Origin of the sequence: Pseudoxanthomonas sp. J31 (assembly GCF_000510725.1) — a bacterium.
In the GTDB taxonomy this organism is placed as follows: Bacteria; Pseudomonadota; Gammaproteobacteria; order Xanthomonadales; family Xanthomonadaceae; genus Pseudoxanthomonas.
The window spans coordinates 1-16,207 of record NZ_AZNZ01000014.1; the positions used below are offsets into that span (position 1 = coordinate 1).

Genomic DNA, 16,207 nt, shown 5'->3' on the forward strand with positions numbered 1-16,207 from the left:
GCCCGTTTGGGTTTCGTCAACACCTCGTGAAGAGGTCGTTTTCCAAACCCCTCACCAACCCGCCGAAGCGTCCTTGGTGAGCGAGCCGCCCAGTATAGGCGACTTCCAGAAATCCGCAAGCACTTCGTGTTGAAGCCACTCCGTTTTCCCGGACCACCGGCAACACCGTGGTGTCGTCGGGAGGGCGCGCATTGTGCACGTGCCCGGCGCGTTTGGGAAGTACCTGAATAGGGAAATTTTCAGGGAATTTTCACCGGCACCCCGGGGATGCGGCGGAAAGCCACGCCGGCATTGGCGCAAGCGGCTTCCACGCGGTCGATACCGTCGCCGCCAGCACGCGCTGCATATAGATAGACGACGCGCGCTCCATCGCCGGCATGCATGACCGCCAGGCGCGCGGCCTCGTCGGCCGACCCTGCAGCCACCCGGCTGGCGTCGCGCCGCGCCGGCTCCAGCGCTTCCGGCCGCACCTCCGGGCCGACCAGGATCAGGTCCGCCTCGTTGAGCGCCCTCAGCGCACGCAAGGTGAGCAGGTCGGGCTCGACCGCGGCGATGGCGGACACGCTGCCCCGCACGTCGCCGCGGGCAGCGGCCGCGTCCAGTTCCCCGAGGAAGGCGGCTTCCAGGGCCTGCGGGTCCGCGGCCACCGGATCCAGGCGCCCATCGAGGATGCGCTCGAACCAGCGCCGGCGCAGGGCCAGGTCCGGCAGCGCTTCGCGGATGCGTTCGCGATGCCGCGCGAACAGGCCGGCCAGCGTGCCAATGGCCGGATCCAGCAGGGTTTCCAGGCGCTCGCGGATGCGCCGGGCCAGCATCGGCGCCGCGCCCGCGGAGGAGATCGCGACCACCAGCGGCGAGCGGTCCACCACCGCCGGCACCTGGTAGGTGGACAGGACGGCATCGTCGACCACGTTGACCAGGCGCCGGCGGCGCCCGGCTTCCGCGGCAAGGGCGGCGTTGAAGGCGTGGTCGTCGGTGGCGGCGACCACCAGCCACACCGCGTCCAGCCAGGCCGGGTCGAACTCCCCGTGCAGGCAGGCGATGCGGCCGGCGTCCACCGCGGCCTGGATGTCAGGGTGGTCGATGCTGCGGGTATGCAGGTGCACCTCGGCGCCGGCGCGCAGCAGCGCGGCGATCTTGCGCGCGGCCACTTCGCCTCCGCCGACCACCAGCACCTCGCGCCCGGCCAGATCGGCAAACAGCGGGTACAGCCCCATCCGGTCTTCTCCCTGACGGCCTTGGCGCATCCTCGCCTGCGGGCCGGGCCCTGTCGACGGTGGCGCGCGATCAGCCCGCGGCCAGGAACGGGCCCAGCACCGCGGCCACGGCTTCGGGCTGGTCCATGTGCAGGTGGTGGCCGCCCTCCAGCACGGTGACCGCGGCCCCGGGCACCTCGGCCAGGCGCTGCGCGCGCACGTCTTCCGGGAAGTACGGCTGGGCGCGGCGGGCATGCAGCAGGTGCAGCGGGCATTCCAGCGCGCGCAGCAGGGCGCGCACCTGGCCTTCGGTCATGCGGTTGGCGCCGGGCAAGGTCAGGCGCGGGTCGCTGCTCCACACGTATCCGCCGTCGACCGCGCGGGTGCCGCGTTCCACCAGCAGGCGCGCGGCGTGTTCCTGCATCGGGCCGGCCTGCAGGCGGGCGCGTACCGCCAGCTCCAGGTCCGGGAACACGCGCAGCGACCTGCCGCGGCGGGCACGCGCGGCGGAGACCGCCTGCTGCAGGCGCGCCGGCGCGGCGTCCTCGTCCTCGGCCAGCGGGCCGAGGTTCTCGACCAGGGCCAGGCGGGCCACGCGCTGCGGCTGGGCCACCGCGGCCATCGCCGCCACCGCCGCGCCCATGGAATGGCCCAGGATCGCGAAGCGCTCCCAGCCGAGGGCATCGGCCGCGTCCAGCAGCGCGTGCACGTAGGCGACCATCACGTACTCGGCCCCCGGCGCCAGGTGCGCGCTGCGGCCGTGGCCGGGGAAGTCGAGCAGCAGCAGGTCCAGCGGCGGCAGGTGCGGCAGCAGCGGCAGGAAGCTGGCGGCGTTGTCCAGCCAGCCGTGCAGGGCGATTACCTTCGGCGCGCCGGGACGTTCGACGCGCAGCGCCGCCAGCTCGCCGCAGCTGCCCGGCAGCGCGACCTCGGCCGGGGTCATTCCACCGTGCCGGCCGCGTGGCGGGCCAGCCGCGCCAGGGCCGCGGCGTGTTCCGGCGCGTCGTTGAGGCAGGGGATGTAGCGCAGCTGGCCGCCCTTCGACCTGAAGTGCTCGGCCAGGCCCAGGGCCACTTCCTCCAGGGTCTCGATGCAGTCCACCGCGAAGCCCGGGCAGACCACGTCGACCTCGCGCACGCCGGCCGCGGCCAGGCGGTCCAGTTCGGCCTGGGTGGAGGGCTCCAGCCAGCGCTCGCGGCCAAAGCGCGACTGGTAGCCGATGGACCACTGCCCGGGCTGGAGGCCGGCGGCGGCGGCGATGGCCTCGGCGCTGGCGGTGCAGCGCTGCGGATAGGGATCGCCGGCATCGGCCACCCGCTGCGGCAGGCCGTGGAAGGAGAACAGCAGGTGGCGCCCTTCGCCGCCCTGCGCCCGGTGGGCGCGGATGCTGGCGGCCACGGCCTCGACCCAGGCCGCGTCGGTCGAATAGTCCTCGACCAGGGTCACGTCCATGTCCTGGGTCTCGGCGGCGACCACGTCGGCCACCGAGGCGGTGGTGGTGGTCGAGTACTGCGGGTACAGCGGCAGCACCACCAGGCGGCGCACGCCCTGCCTGCGCAGGTCGCGCAGCAGCTGGCGCAGGGCCGGCTCGCCGTAGCGCATCGCCGGCAGCACACGCCACTCGGGGATCGCCTCCTGCATGCGCGCGGCCAGGCGGCGGGTGTAGACCAGCAGCGGCGAGCCTTCCGGCAGCCAGATCTTGGCGTAGTTGGCGGCCGAACGCGGCCCGCGCAGCGGCAGGATCAGGCCATGCAGCAGCGGCTTCCACAGGATCGCGGGGATCGACACCACCCGCGGGTCGCCGAGGAACTCGGCCAGGTAGCGGCGCACGGCCGGCGCGGTCGGCGCCTCCGGCGTCCCCAGGTTGACCACGAGCAGCGTGGTGGCGGCGGCGTTGTTCATGGCGTCGTATTCTGACAGACGCGCGCCGGCCCGGCCCGGGACGCCGCGCGGGGGCAGCGCGCCTCAGGCGCGATTCATTGCCGCAAACCTAAGTTCCGGGCGAACCGTGGCCGCCGGCCACCCTCGCGGAGTCCAACGATGTCGCAACTGAGCAAGTTCCTGCTTCCCGTCCTGTTGCTGGTGGCCGCTCCGGCCATCGCCGGCCCGGAGGAGGACGCGCGGGCGCGCGAGGCGGTGCGGGTGCTGGAGGAGATCCAGAAGATCCCGGAGCAGGCGATCCCGGACAAGCTGCTGGACGAGGCCAAGGCGATCGTGGTCATCCCGGACGCGATCAAGGCCGGCCTGGTGATCGGCGGGCGCCGCGGCCACGGCCTGATGTCGGTCAAGACCGCCGACGGTACCTGGTCCAACCCGGTGTTCGTGACCCTGACCGGCGGCAGCATCGGCTTCCAGGCCGGCGTGCAGTCCTCGGACATCGTGCTGGTGTTCCGCAACGACCGCAGCCTCGACAACGTGGTCAACGGCAAGTTCACCCTCGGCGCCGACGCCGCCGTGGCCGCCGGCCCGGTGGGCCGCAATGCCGCCGCGGCCACCGACGGCCAGCTCAAGGCCGAGATCTGGTCCTGGTCGCGCGCCCGCGGCCTGTTCGCCGGCGTGGCCCTGGACGGCGCGGTGCTGCGCATCGACAGCAACGCCCAGGCCGTGGTCTACGGGTCGACGACCACGCCGCGCATGGTGTTCGAGGACCGCGCCCAGGCTGCCCCCAGCAACGCCATCGTGGCCTTCCGCGACCAGCTGGAGGAAGCCACCCATGCCGCGCGCGTGACCCGCGGCACCGCGGCCCCGGCCGCCGCCCCGGTCGGCCGGGTGACCATCCCCAACCAGCAGCCGCAGGCGCAGACCCAGGGCCTGCAGACCCTGCCGGCGCCGCCGCCGGCCGGCCCGGCGCCGACCCAGGGCTTCGAGCCGGTGGACGATGGCGTGCGCAGCGAGCCGCTGCCGTACTGACCGGGATTGCTGAACCATCCAGCGGAACGGCCCGGTTCCGCTGGGCCTGCGCTATGCTGTCAGACCGTTGATTTGACTATGTGAGCAGCCATGGGCGCTTGGGGCATCGGGCATTGGATCGTCGTGCTGGTCGTGGTGCTGCTGGTATTCGGCACCAAACGGCTGCGCGGTGCCGGCAAGGACATCGGCGAGGCGGTGAGGGGCTTCAGGGAAGGGATGCGCGAGCCGGAGAAGCCGGCCGGCCAGCTCGGCGACGAGCGGACCGACGCATCGAAGACCGAAGCCGAGCGCGACCGCGCGCAGCATTGATCCCGCGTCGGCGTACGCGGAATGTTCGACATCGGTTTTGGCGAACTGCTGCTGATCGCGGTGGTCGCCCTCGTCGTGCTTGGCCCGGAGCGGCTGCCGAAGGCGGCCCGCTTCGCCGGGCTGTGGGTGCGCCGCGCCCGCGCGCAGTGGTACTCGGTGCGCGCCGAGCTGGAGCGCGAGCTGGCCGCCGAGGAACTCAAGCGCAGCCTGCGCGAGACCCAGGATTCGCTGCGCCAGGCCGAAGCCACCCTGCGCCAGGAAGCCGAAGCCGCGCGCAGCGGCCTGGATGGCCTGCGCCAGCAGGTCGAGGCGGACCTGCGCCCGCCGGAACCGGCCGGGGAAGCCCCCCAGCCCGCAGCCGACCCGGAAGCGCCGCTGCCCGCACCCGGGTCGCATACCGAACCCGCCCCGCCCGCCGATCCCGCCGAGGAGCGCGATGGACCCCGCCACTCCTGAGACGGACAGCGAAAGCCCGCTGATGGAGCACCTGCTGGAGCTGCGCGCGCGGATCATGCGCGCGCTGGCCGGCCTGGTGGTGCTGCTGCTGGCGCTGCTGCCGTTCGCCAACCGGCTCTACGCCTGGCTGGCCGCCCCGCTGCTGCAGAAGCTGCCCGAGGGCGGCCAGCTGATCGCGGTGGAGGTGGCCTCGCCGTTCTTCGCCCCGCTGAAGCTGGCGTTCTTCGCCGCCGTGCTCGGCAGCGCGCCATGGCTGCTGTACCAGGCCTGGGCCTTCGTCGCCCCGGGCCTGTACCGGCGCGAGAAGCGCCTGGCGCTGCCGCTGCTGGTGTCCTCGGTGCTGCTGTTCTATGCCGGCTGCGCGTTCGCGTTCTTCGTGGTGCTGCCGTCGGTGTTCGGCTTCCTGGCCGCGGTCAAGCCCGAGGGCGTGGCGATGATGACCGACATCAGCGCCTACCTGGACTTCGTGCTGGTGATCTTCCTGGCCTTCGGCGCCAGCTTCGAGCTGCCAGTGGCGCTGGTGATCCTGGTGCTGCTGGGCTGGGTCACCCCGGACCAGCTGCGTGCCGGGCGCGGCTACGCGATCGTCGGCATCTTCATCCTGGCGGCGGTGATCACCCCGCCGGACGTGGTCTCGCAGCTGCTGCTGGCGGTGCCGATGTGCCTGCTGTACGAGGCCGGGATCTGGGCGGCCCGGCTGCTGGGCCGCGGCGAGGACGGGGAAGCGGACCAGGCCTGAGCCGCGCTCAGGCCTCCAGCCGGCCGGACGCGGCCGCGCCGGGCACCGGCGGCGGCGCGGCATGGCCGAACAGCTGGCCCCAGGCCACCAGCACCGCGCCGGCCAGCAGCGGCATCACCACCGCCATCAGCAGCACCTGCGCCACCAGCGCCCCGAACAGCGGGCCGGCCAGGGCCTGGGCCAGCAGCGCCAGCAGCATCACCGCGAAGTAGACCGCGAACAGGGCGACCACGGCCAGCAGGAAGAACACCGCCAGCGCCGGCAGGTTGTGCAGGCTGGCGCGCAGGCTGTCGCCCATCGCGGCCAGGCCGGGGCGGCCGTCGAACACGATCCGCGGCACCGAGACGAACACCGTCATCGCCACCACCACGGCCAGGCCCAGGCCCAGCAGCAGCCACAGCAGGATCCGCCCGGCCGGGAGGTCGGCGATCATCTCCTGCACCTGCTCCGGGCTCGGCTGCACGCCGGAGGCGGCCATCGCGTTGAGCTCCTCGCTGACCGCGCTCAGCCGCTGCAGCTGCTCCGGGCCGACCAGGACCAGCAGCAGGATGCCCAGCAGCAGGCCCGCCACCACCTGCGGCAGCAGGGTCGCCAGCAGCCCGGGCAGGTGCCCGTCGCGCACGCCCTGGCCCAGGTGCGAAGGCAGCGCCGGGCGGCCCTGCTGGACCTCGCGCACCGCCCATACCAGGCCGGCAAACAGCAGCGGGCCGGCGATCGCGACCAGCAGCTGCACCAGCGCGCCCAGCGCCGGCACGGTGGCGGCCACCGCCAGCACCAGGGTGCCCAGCAGTCCCCACAGTGCGCCCAGCGAACCCAGCGCCAGGGGCGCCTGGCGCAGCAGGGCGAAACCGCCCAGCAGCCATTCCGCGCCGGCCGAAGCCGGCAGCCTGCGAATCGTGTCCATTCCTGTTCCGTGTGCGTCGCCGCCGGGGGTCGGCGCGTCTGCGGCAATTATCCGCGATCGGCGCCGCGGGCGTGGGTACCTGCGCCGTGCTGGCCGCGGGCATGCTTCACGAATCGCCGCAGCAACCGCCGCGCCTGCGGCGCCGCGCTGACCTCGCGCGCCACCGTGCGCGGGCAGCGGCCGTGGTTGCGCAGGCACTCGGCGCGGGCGTGGACGTAGCCGCGCATGTGGTGGGTGGCGAACTCGGGGTGGAACTGCACGCCCCAGGCGCCCTGCCCCCAGCGGAAGGCGTGGCAGGCGTCCTGTTCGGAGCGGGCCAGCACCGCCGCACCCTCCGGCGGCCGGATCACGGTCTGCAGGTGGGTGGCGTGGGCGGCGAAGCGCGGCGGCATGCCGGCGAACAGCGGGTCCTCGAACGCCGGCGGGTGCAGGTCGATGAACACCGTGCCCGATTCGCGCCCGGCCGGGTTGTAGTCCACCTCACCGCCCAGGGCGTGGGCCAGCAGCTGGTGGCCGTAGCAGATGCCCAGCAGCGGCGTGCCCTCCTGCACCACCTCGCGGATCCAGCCGGCGGTGTGCTCGCTCCACGGGGCGCGATCGGTCACGAACGCCGCCGAACCGGTCACGATCACCCCGGCCAGGCCGTGCGGCTCCGGCAGCGGCTCGCCGCGCTCGGCGTTGACCTCGGTCACGTCCCGGGCCGCCAGGCCGGCCGCCACCCGGATCCAGTGCGGGAAGCGCCCATAGCGCTTGAGGCTGCCCACGGGCTGGCCGGTTTCCACGATCAGGAAGGGCGCGCGGTCGGTCACGGCAGGATCCGGGGGGTCCGGGGCGGCGGAAACCCGTACGGGACGGGGCTTGGGCCTATACTAGCCCGCTTTTCCGCAGCGCAATAAATGCCGATGACTGGTCCGACCTTCCAGGGATTGATCCAGGCCCTCAATGCCTACTGGGCCGAACAGGGTTGCGTGCTGATCCAGCCGCTGGACCTCGAGGTCGGCGCCGGCACCTTCCACCCGGCCACCTTCCTGCGCGCCCTCGGCCCGGAGCCGTGGAACGCCGCCTACGTGCAGCCTTCGCGCCGTCCGACCGATGGCCGCTATGGCGAGAACCCCAACCGCCTGCAGCGCTACTACCAGTACCAGGTGGTGATGAAGCCCAACCCCGACAACATCCAGGAGCTGTACCTGGGCTCGCTGGAGGCGCTGGGCATCGACCCGAAGGTGCATGACCTGCGCTTCGTCGAGGACAACTGGGAATCGCCGACCCTCGGCGCCTGGGGCCTGGGCTGGGAGGTGTGGCTCAACGGCATGGAGGTGACCCAGTTCACCTACTTCCAGCAGGCCGGCGGCCTGGAGTGCCGCCCGGTGCTGGGCGAGATCACCTACGGCCTCGAACGGCTGTGCATGTACCTGCAGAACGTGGACAACGTCTACGACCTGGTCTGGACCATCGGCCCGCAGGGCCCGGTGACCTACGGCGACGTGTACCACCAGAACGAAGTCGAGCAGAGCGCGTACAACTTCGAGCACGCCGACGTGGCCGAGATGTTCCACCGCTTCGACGCCTGCGAGCGCGAGGCGCTGAAGCTGGTCGAGGCGCAGCTGCCGCTGCCGGCCTACGAGCAGGTGTGCAAGGCCAGCCACACCTTCAACCTGCTGGACGCGCGCCGCGCCATCTCGGTGACCGAGCGCCAGCGCTACATCCTGCGCGTGCGCACCCTGGCCCAGGCCGTGGCCCAGGCCTACTACGCCCAGCGCGAGAAGCTCGGCTTCCCGGGACTGAAGAACGGCGCGTGACCGCGCCCCCTTCCCGGCCGCCGCATCCACCACAGGAACATCCATGAGCACGCAACTTCCCCTGCTGATCGAACTGGGCACCGAGGAGCTGCCGGTCAAGGCGCTGCCGGGCCTGGCGCAGGCCTTCTTCGACGGCGTCGTGGCCGCGCTGCAGAAGCGCGGCGTGGCGGTGGACGCCACCGGCGCGCGCCCGCTGTACACCCCGCGCCGGCTGGCGGTGCTGCTGCCGGGCGTGGGCACCGAGCAACCCGAGCAGCGCTCGGAAGTGCTGGGCCCGTACCTGAACATCGCCCTGGACGCCGAGGGCAAGCCGACCCGCGCGCTGGAAGGCTTCGCCGCCAAGGCCGGGGTCGAGTGGACCACGCTGGAACGCACCAGCGACGCCAAGGGCGAGCGTTTCGTGCACCGCTCGGTGAAGCCGGGCGCGCGCACCGCCGAGCTGCTGCCGGAGGTGCTGGCCGAGGCCATCGCCGGGATGCCGGTACCCAAGCCGATGCGCTGGGGCGGCCATGACTACGCCTTTGCCCGTCCGGTGCACTGGCTGGTGCTGCTGCTGGGCGAAGAGGTGGTGCCGGCGCAGGTGCTGGGCGTGGCCGCCGGCCGCAGCAGCCGCGGCCACCGCTTCGAGGCCAATGGCCCGGTGGAGATCGCCGCGCCGGGCCAGTACGTGGAAGCGCTGCGCGCGGCGAAGGTGCTGGTCGATCCGGCCGAGCGCCGCGCCCGCATCGTCGAGCAGGCCGAACAGGCCGCGGCCCAGGCCGGCGGCAGCGCGCGCATCACCGAGGACAACCTCGAGCAGGTGGTGTGCCTGACCGAATGGCCGGCGGCGGTGCTGTGCAGCTTCGAGCGCGACTTCCTGGCCGTGCCGCAGGAAGCGCTGATCGAGACGATGGAGATCAACCAGAAGTTCTTCCCGGTGCTGGACGCGGCCGGCAAGCTGACCGAGTACTTCATCGGCACCGCCAACATCGAGTCGCGCGACGTGGCCGAGGTGCGCAAGGGCTACGAGCGCGTGATCCGCCCGCGTTTCGCCGACGCCCGCTTCTTCTTCGACGAGGACCTCAAGCAGGGCCTGGTGGCCATGGGCGAGGGCCTGAAGACCGTCACCTACCAGGCCAAGCTGGGCACGGTGGCCGACAAGGTCGCGCGCGTGGCCACGCTGGCCGAGGCCATCGCCGTCCAGGTCGGCGCCGATCCGGCGCAGGCGCGCCGTGCCGCCGAGCTGGGCAAGAACGACCTGCAGAGCCGCATGGTCAACGAGTTCCCGGAACTGCAGGGCATCGCCGGCCGCCACTACGCGCTGGCCGCGGGCGAGCCGCAGGAAGTGGCGCTGGCGATCGACGAGGCCTACATGCCGCGCTTCTCCGGCGACGCCATCGCCGGCTCGCGCCTGGGCCAGGTGCTGGCGATTGCCGAACGCGCCGACACCCTGGCCGGCGGTTTCGCCGCGGGCCTGAAGCCGACCGGCAACAAGGATCCGTTCGCCCTGCGCCGCAATGCGCTGGGCCTGGCGCGTACGCTGATCGAGTCCGGTTTCGAACTGTCGCTGAAGGAACTGCTGGAAAGGGCGGCGCAGGCGATCGGCCCGCTGCCGGCCGGCAAGGACGGCGCCACCGCGTCGGCCGATCCGGCCGAGCTGTACGACTTCATCCTCGACCGCCTGCGCGGCTACTACGCCGACAAGGGCGTGCCCGCCGCGCACTTCAACGCGGTGGCGGAGCTGCGCCCGGCCTCGCTGGCCGACTTCGACACCCGCATCGCCGCGATCGGCACCTTCGCCGCGCTGCCGGAGGCCGATGCCCTGGCCGCGGCCAACAAGCGCATCGGCAACATCCTGAAGAAGGCCGACATCGCCATTCCGGAGGCGACCGACCCGGCGCTGTTCGCCGAGGACGCCGAGCGCGCCCTGGGCGAGGCGGTGGAGGCGGCGCTGGCCGAGACCGACGGCCCGCTGCGGCAGCACGACTACGTGCGCGTGCTCGAGCGCCTGGCGCAAGTGCGGCCGCAGGTGGATGCGTTCTTCGACCAGGTGATGGTCAACGCCGAGGACCCGGCCGTGCGCGGCAACCGCCTGGCCCTGCTCAAGCGCCTGGCCGACCGCTTCGGCGCGGTGGCCGCGATCGGGCACCTGTCGGCCTGATCCCCGCGGCGCGTGGCGGCCCCGCCGCGCGCCACCGCCTCCATTGCCGGCCGCGGGGTTCGCGGCCGGCGGTACGCGGCCCTTCAGGCCGCCTTGGCGCGATCCCGGTATCCTGCGCCGATGCCGCTTCCACGTCGCGTCCAAGCCTGCCTGCCCCTCCTGCTCCTGGCCCTGGCGCCGTCGCTGGCGCTGGCGCGCGGCACCATCAGCAAGATCGAGATCGACGGCCTGGAGAAGGACCCGGCGATCGAGCAGAACGTGCGCCTGTCGCTGGGCCTGAACGACGTGCTGGGCAAGGAACAGGGCGAGTCGCGGCTGGAGCTGCTGTTGCTCAACGCCGAGCGCGACGCCCGCCGCGCGCTGGAGCCGTTCGGCTACTACTCGCCCAGCATCGAGGTCGACTCGGTCCGCGACGAGCAGGACCGGATCACCGTCACCCTGCGCATCGACAAGGGCCAGCCGGTGCAGGTGCGCGACTTCCGGGTCGACATCGCCGGCCCCGGCGGCGAGGACCACTACCTGCAGGAAGACCTGGCCGGCTTCCGCCCGCGCCCGGGCGAGCGCTTCGACCACGCCCTGTACGAGGAACACAAGGACGGCATCACCCGGCGCCTGGCCGAACGCGGCTACTTCGACGCCGACTTCCTCACCCGCGAGGTGCGGGTCAGCCGCGCCGAGGCCGCGGCCGACGTCGACCTGGTCTGGGACAGCGGCTTCCGCTACGACATGGGCCCGACCACCTTCCACCAGGACTACTTCCGGCCCGGCCTGCTGGAGAAGCTGGTGACCTGGGAGGAAGGCAGCTACTACCACGAGGGCAAGCTCGACCGCCTGCGCGAGTCGCTGGTGCGGCTGGACTACTTCAGCGCGATCGACATCCAGCCCAAGCCGGAGGAAGCCAGCGACGACCTGCGCGTGCCGGTGGACGTCAACCTGGTGATGGCCAAGCGCAACATCTACACCGCCGGCCTCTCGTACGGCACCGAAAGCGGCACCGGCGTGCGCCTGGGCGTGGAGCGGCGCTACGTCAACGACCGCGGGCACAAGCTCAACTGGGACCTGGACTGGGCGCAGAAGCGCAAGAGCTTCCTCACCCAGTACCGGGTCCCCGCGTTCGCCTGGCTGGACGGCTGGTACGGCTTCTCGATCGGCTTCTACGACGAGCAGACCGACTACATCGACCTGCGCAACGTGAAGCTGGTGGCCAGCCGCAGCGGCGAGATCAGCGAGCGCTGGACCGCGGTGGCCTCGCTCAACGCGCTGCGCGAGCGCTGGAGCTACGACATGGACACGGCCACCGGCTCGCGCCTGTACACCTATTCCACCCTGGTCTACCCGGAACTGAGCGCCACCTACGTCGACGTGGACGACCGCCTGTTCCCGCGCCGTGGCCTCAGCGGCACCCTGGCCGTGCGCGGTGGCGTGGAGAACGTGGGCTCGGACACCAGCTTCATCCAGCTGCACGGCAGCGGCACCTGGTACCGCCCGTTCGGCGTGGCCGACCGCCTGATCGTGCGCGGCGAGGCCGGCACCACCTGGACCGGCGAACTGGTGGCGATGCCGCCCAGCCTGCGCTTCTTCGCCGGCGGCGACCGCAGCATCCGCGGCTACGCCTGGCGCGAGGTCGGCCCGCGTACCCCGCCGCCGGACAACTTCGCCCTCGGCGCGCGCCGGGTGGTCACCGCCTCGGTCGAGTACGAGCACTACTTCAAGGGCGGCCCCTGGGGCGGCGCGGCCTTCGTCGACGCCGGCGATGCCTTCGACGGCGACTTCAACCCGCGCGTGGGCGTGGGCATCGGCGCGCGCTGGCGTTCGCCGGTGGGTCCGGTGCGGATCGACATCGCCCATGGCCTGGACGACCCTGATTCCAGCTTCCAGATCTACCTGAGCCTGGGGGCCAACCTGTGAGCACGACCGACGCCCCCGCCCCGCCGCCGCGCCGCCCGCGCTTCTACCGGCGCCGCCGCTTCTGGGCCTGGTCCGGCCTGGGCGTGCTGGCGCTGGTGCTGGCCGTGCTGGTCACCGTGTACTGGCTGCTGCAGACCGTGGCCGGGCGCGACGTGCTGCTGGCGCAGATCGTCTCGCGCCTGCCGGTGGACTCGGCGCTGACCTGGGAGCGCGCCGAGGGCCCGGTCGCCGGTCCGCTGGTCCTGCATGGCCTCGAATTCCGCTACCAGGACTACCGGTTCACCGCGCGCCGGGCGGTGCTCGATCCCGACATCCGCCCGCTGCTGGGCAGGCGCCTGCGCCTGGATGCGTTCGTGCTCGAGGACGCCACCCTCAACCTGGCACGCAGCGACGAACCGTTCGAGCTGCCCAGCTGGCCGGAGTCGCTGCCGGCGATCGAGATGCCACTGGCGATCCAGGCCGACGCGATCATGGTCGACGGCCTGCGCGTGAGCTCCGGCGGCGAGCCGGTGATCGACATCCGCAGGCTGCGCGGCGGCATCGACATCGCCAACGGCCGCCTGCACGCCGAACAGCTGCAGGTGGACAGCGACCTGGGCCTGTTCGCGGTGCACGGCGACTACGTGCCGGCGGAGGACTACCGCAGCGACCTGCTGGCCACCGCGGTGTTCCCCGCCACCGACGGCGGGGTGCCGGCGCGGCTGGGGCTGATCGCGCGCGGCGACCTGTCGCGCATGGAAGTGGGCATCGGCGGGCGCGCGCCGCAGCCGCTGCGCGCCACCCTGGGCCTGGGCGGCAACGCCGACGCGCCGGCCTGGCAGCTGCGCGCGCGCAGCGAAGGCCTGGATCCGGGCCTGTTCACCGGCGCCGCGCCGATGGACGAGCCGCTGGCGTTCGAGTTGCAGGCCGACGGCAGCGGCGGCGCGGCCGACATCTCCGGCCGCGCGCGCGTGGCCGGCCAGGACGTGGTGGTCGCGCCCTCGCACGTGCGGCTGGAGGACCAGGTGCTGGAAGTCGAGCCGCTGGTGCTGCAGCTGCTCGAAGGCCAGGTGCGGCTGCGCGGCCGCGCCGACTTCACCAATCCCGACGAGGGCCGCTTCCGCTTCGCGCTCAATGCCGAGGGCATCCGCCTGCAGCCGGCCGAGCCGGACGCGCCGGCGGTAGGCATCGACGCCGCCCTGGGCCTGGCCGGCAGCACCACGCTGTGGGCCGCCTACGGCGATGCCGGCCTGCAGCGCGGCAGCGACCGCGCCAGCCTGCAGCTGGACGTGCGCGGCGATGCCGGCAGCGCGCGCATCCATGCGCTGCGCGCGCGCATGCCCACCGGCACCCTGGAGGCGCAGGGCCAGGCCAGCTGGGATCCGGTGCTGGCCTGGGACCTGGCGCTGCGCCTGGACGGCTTCGATCCGGGCTATTTCGTCCCCGGCTGGGACGGCAACGTCAACGGCCGCCTGGCCAGCAACGGCCGCGAGCGCGCCGCGCCGGGGCAGCCGGCCGACGGCTTCGACGCCAGCTTCGTGCTGGAGGACCTCGGCGGCCGCCTGCGCGGGCGCCCGCTGGACGGCCGCGGCCGCTTCCAGCTGCAGGGCGAGGCCGGCAATGGCGCGCTGGAACTGGCGTTGGGCGGCAGCCGGGTGCAGGCCAGCGGCCTGGTTGGCGACCGGATCGACGTGCAAGCCCGGCTGCAGCCGCTGCGCCTGGACGACCTGCTGCCCGGCACCGCCGGCAGCCTGCAGGGCAGCCTGCGCCTGCGCGGCCCGCGGGCCACGCCGGACCTGGACGCCGACCTGCAGGGCATGGGCCTGCAATGGGACGACTGGCGCGCCGCCTCGCTGTCGCTGCGCGGGCGCCTGCCCTGGCGCGGCCGCGACGGCGACCTGCGCCTGCTGGCGCGCGACATCGAGGCCGGGCTGGCGATCCAGCGCATCGACGTGCACGCCCGCGGCGCGGTCGCCGACCTGCACCTGGACGCCGAGGTCGACAGCCCGGAGGCCGCCGGCATCGTCCTGTCCGCGCAGCTGCGCGAACGCGGCAACGGCTGGCAGGGCACGCTCGAGCGGCTGCGGATCGCGCCGGCGCGCGGCAGCGCCTGGGCGCTGCAGGAGCCCGCCGCCTTCAGCCAGGCCGGCGAACGCTTCCAGCTGCAGCCGGCCTGCCTTGCCACCACCGGCGCCGACGGCGACGCCGCGCTGTGCGCGCAAGCGGACTGGCCGCGCCGCGGCCTGCAGCTGCACAGCGACCGCCTGCCGCTGACCCTGGTCCAGCCGTGGCTGCCCAAGAACGAGGGCCGCTCGCTGGTGCTGCGCGGCGAGCTGTCGCTGGACGCCGACCTGCGCCCGCAGGGCGGGCGCTGGAGCGGCGGCGTGCACCTGGCCTCGCTCGAGGGCGGCCTGCGCCTGGGCGACCGCACCCGCCGCGAGCTGGTGCGCTACGACCACTTCAGCCTGGACGTGGAGTTCGACCCGCGCCAGATCAGCGGCCGCCTCGGCAGCGGCTTCTCCGGCGACGGCTACATCGATGCCCGGGTGGCCACCGGCTGGGATCCCGGCTCGCCGCTCAACGGCGAGATCTACACCTACATGTCGCGCCTGTTCTGGCTGGAGCTGTTCTCGCCGGACCTGGTGCGGCCGCGCGGCGTGCTGCGCGGCCACGTGAGCCTGCGCGGCACCCGCGCCGCGCCGGCGCTGGGCGGACAGCTGCTGCTGGAGGACTTCCAGGGCGAACTGCCGGCGCTGGGCCTGGTGCTGAGCGAGGGCCGCGGCATGCTCGACGCGCAGCCGGACGGCTCGGCGCGGATCGAGGCCTCGATGCGCTCCGGCGAAGGCACGCTGCGGGTGGACGGCGGCCTGTCCTGGTACGGCCAGGCCACGCCGCTGCAGCTGGCCATCCGCGGCCAGGACGTGCTGATCGCCGACACCCCGATGCTGCACGCGGTGGCCAATCCCGACCTGCGCTTCAGCATGGACGGGCCGACCATGGTCCTGACCGGCGAGGTCGGCGTGCCCAGTGCGCGCATCGACCTGGAACGCTTCGAGCAGGGCGCGGAGATCTCCGAGGACGTGGTGGTGCTGGACCCGGTGGACCCGGAGGAAACCGCCGAGGCACCGCTGGACCTGGACCTGGCCCTGGTGCTGGGCGAGGACGTGCGCCTGAGCGGCTACGGCCTCACCGGCACCCTCGCCGGGCGCCTGCAGGTGCGCGCCCGCCCCGGCCGCGAGATGACCGCCACCGGCGCCCTGGACGTGGGCGGCAAGTACGAGGCCTACGGCCAGGAGCTGCAGATCACCCGCGGACAGATGACCTGGAGCAACAACCGGGTCAGCGACCCGCGGGTGAACCTGCGCGCCGAGCGCCGCGTCGGCGACGTCACCGCCGGCATCGACGTCACCGGCAACGCCACCACCCCGCGGGTGGAGGTGTGGTCCAACCCGGGCATGCCGCAGTCCGAGGCCCTGGCCTACCTGATGCTGGGCCGCAGCCTGGAAGGCGCCACCCGCGACCAGGCCAACCAGGTGACCGCGGCCTCGGCGGCGATGTCCGCCGGCACCGGCCTGCTGGCGGCGCAGCTGGGCTCGCGCCTGGGCTTCGACGACGCCGGCGTGACCCAGTCGCGCGCCCTGGGCGGTTCGGTGGTGGGCGTGGGCAAGTACCTGTCGCCCAAGCTGTACGTCGGCTACGGCGTGTCGCTGGTCGGCAGCGGCCAGGTGCTGATCCTCAAGTACCTGCTGCGGCGTGGCTTCGACCTGGAGATCGAGTCGTCCACGGTGGAGACCCGCGGCTCGGTCAACTGGCGCCACGAACGCTGATCCGTGACCTGCGGCGGTTGTCGCGCGCGGCGCGCGCGGC

At 73.1% G+C, this 16,207-nt stretch carries 13 protein-coding genes; 8 read left to right on the plus strand and 5 right to left on the minus strand.

The features are described 5' to 3' along the window. Positions 1-239 precede the first annotated feature (239 nt). The 3 genes from PSEJ31_RS0113330 to hemH form a co-directional block, all read right to left on the minus strand. Positions 240-1,217 (minus strand): bifunctional precorrin-2 dehydrogenase/sirohydrochlorin ferrochelatase, encoded by a 978-nt coding sequence (locus tag PSEJ31_RS0113330; protein WP_028915735.1) that lies wholly within the window; start codon positions 1,215-1,217, stop codon positions 240-242. 70 nt (positions 1,218-1,287) lie between these two features. Beyond that, the gene (locus PSEJ31_RS0113335) at positions 1,288-2,139 is read right to left on the minus strand and encodes an alpha/beta hydrolase (RefSeq protein WP_028915736.1); all 852 of its coding nucleotides are present in this window, start codon (positions 2,137-2,139) and stop codon (positions 1,288-1,290) included. Next, a complete protein-coding gene (gene hemH, locus PSEJ31_RS0113340; RefSeq protein WP_028915737.1) occupies positions 2,136-3,098 on the minus strand; it encodes a ferrochelatase in 963 nt (320 codons plus the stop codon). The genes PSEJ31_RS0113335 and hemH overlap by 4 nt, the downstream gene beginning before the upstream one ends. 138 nt (positions 3,099-3,236) lie before the next feature. On the opposite strand from hemH, the gene PSEJ31_RS0113345 reads away from it, so the two are divergent. The 4 genes from PSEJ31_RS0113345 (at position 3,237) to tatC (ending at position 5,610) form a co-directional block, all read left to right on the plus strand. Beyond that, complete coding sequence (locus PSEJ31_RS0113345) at positions 3,237-4,106, plus strand: lipid-binding SYLF domain-containing protein (protein WP_028915738.1); 870 nt, start codon at positions 3,237-3,239, stop codon at positions 4,104-4,106. Between the two features lie 90 nt (positions 4,107-4,196). Further along, entirely contained in the window at positions 4,197-4,415 is a 219-nt protein-coding gene (gene tatA, locus PSEJ31_RS0113350; RefSeq protein WP_019399974.1) for a twin-arginine translocase TatA/TatE family subunit, read from the plus strand. Positions 4,416-4,436: 21 nt separating this feature from the next. Next, complete coding sequence (gene tatB / locus PSEJ31_RS0113355) at positions 4,437-4,871, plus strand: Sec-independent protein translocase protein TatB (RefSeq protein WP_019399975.1); 435 nt, start codon at positions 4,437-4,439, stop codon at positions 4,869-4,871. Further along, positions 4,852-5,610, plus strand: coding sequence for a twin-arginine translocase subunit TatC (gene tatC / locus PSEJ31_RS0113360; RefSeq protein ID WP_019399976.1), 759 nt, complete (start codon positions 4,852-4,854; stop codon positions 5,608-5,610). The genes tatB and tatC overlap by 20 nt, the downstream gene beginning before the upstream one ends. Before the next feature lie 7 nt (positions 5,611-5,617). Here the strand turns inward: tatC and PSEJ31_RS0113365 are convergent, their stop codons facing one another. Both PSEJ31_RS0113365 and PSEJ31_RS0113370 read right to left on the minus strand, forming a co-directional pair. Beyond that, complete coding sequence (locus tag PSEJ31_RS0113365; RefSeq protein ID WP_019399977.1) at positions 5,618-6,514, minus strand: BPSS1780 family membrane protein; 897 nt, start codon at positions 6,512-6,514, stop codon at positions 5,618-5,620. A 47-nt stretch (positions 6,515-6,561) separates the two neighbouring features. Next, positions 6,562-7,323, minus strand: coding sequence for a glutamine amidotransferase (locus tag PSEJ31_RS0113370; protein WP_028915739.1), 762 nt, complete (start codon positions 7,321-7,323; stop codon positions 6,562-6,564). An 87-nt stretch (positions 7,324-7,410) separates the two neighbouring features. On the opposite strand from PSEJ31_RS0113370, the gene glyQ reads away from it, so the two are divergent. From glyQ to PSEJ31_RS0113390, 4 genes are all read left to right on the plus strand, one after another. After that, positions 7,411-8,313: a glycine--tRNA ligase subunit alpha gene (gene glyQ / locus PSEJ31_RS0113375; RefSeq protein ID WP_028915740.1), complete on the plus strand. Its 903-nt coding sequence runs from the start codon at positions 7,411-7,413 to the stop codon at positions 8,311-8,313. Between the two features lie 43 nt (positions 8,314-8,356). After that, positions 8,357-10,453, plus strand: a complete 2,097-nt coding sequence (glyS, locus tag PSEJ31_RS0113380) for a glycine--tRNA ligase subunit beta (protein WP_019399980.1) — start codon at positions 8,357-8,359, stop codon at positions 10,451-10,453. 120 nt (positions 10,454-10,573) lie between these two features. Beyond that, the gene (locus PSEJ31_RS0113385) at positions 10,574-12,361 is read left to right on the plus strand and encodes an autotransporter assembly complex family protein (protein ID WP_019399981.1); all 1,788 of its coding nucleotides are present in this window, start codon (positions 10,574-10,576) and stop codon (positions 12,359-12,361) included. Beyond that, positions 12,358-16,167 carry a translocation/assembly module TamB domain-containing protein gene (locus PSEJ31_RS0113390; RefSeq protein ID WP_028915741.1) on the plus strand — a complete coding sequence of 1,270 codons (3,810 nt, stop codon included), beginning with the start codon at positions 12,358-12,360 and terminating at the stop codon, positions 16,165-16,167. The genes PSEJ31_RS0113385 and PSEJ31_RS0113390 overlap by 4 nt, the downstream gene beginning before the upstream one ends. Positions 16,168-16,207 lie beyond the last annotated feature (40 nt).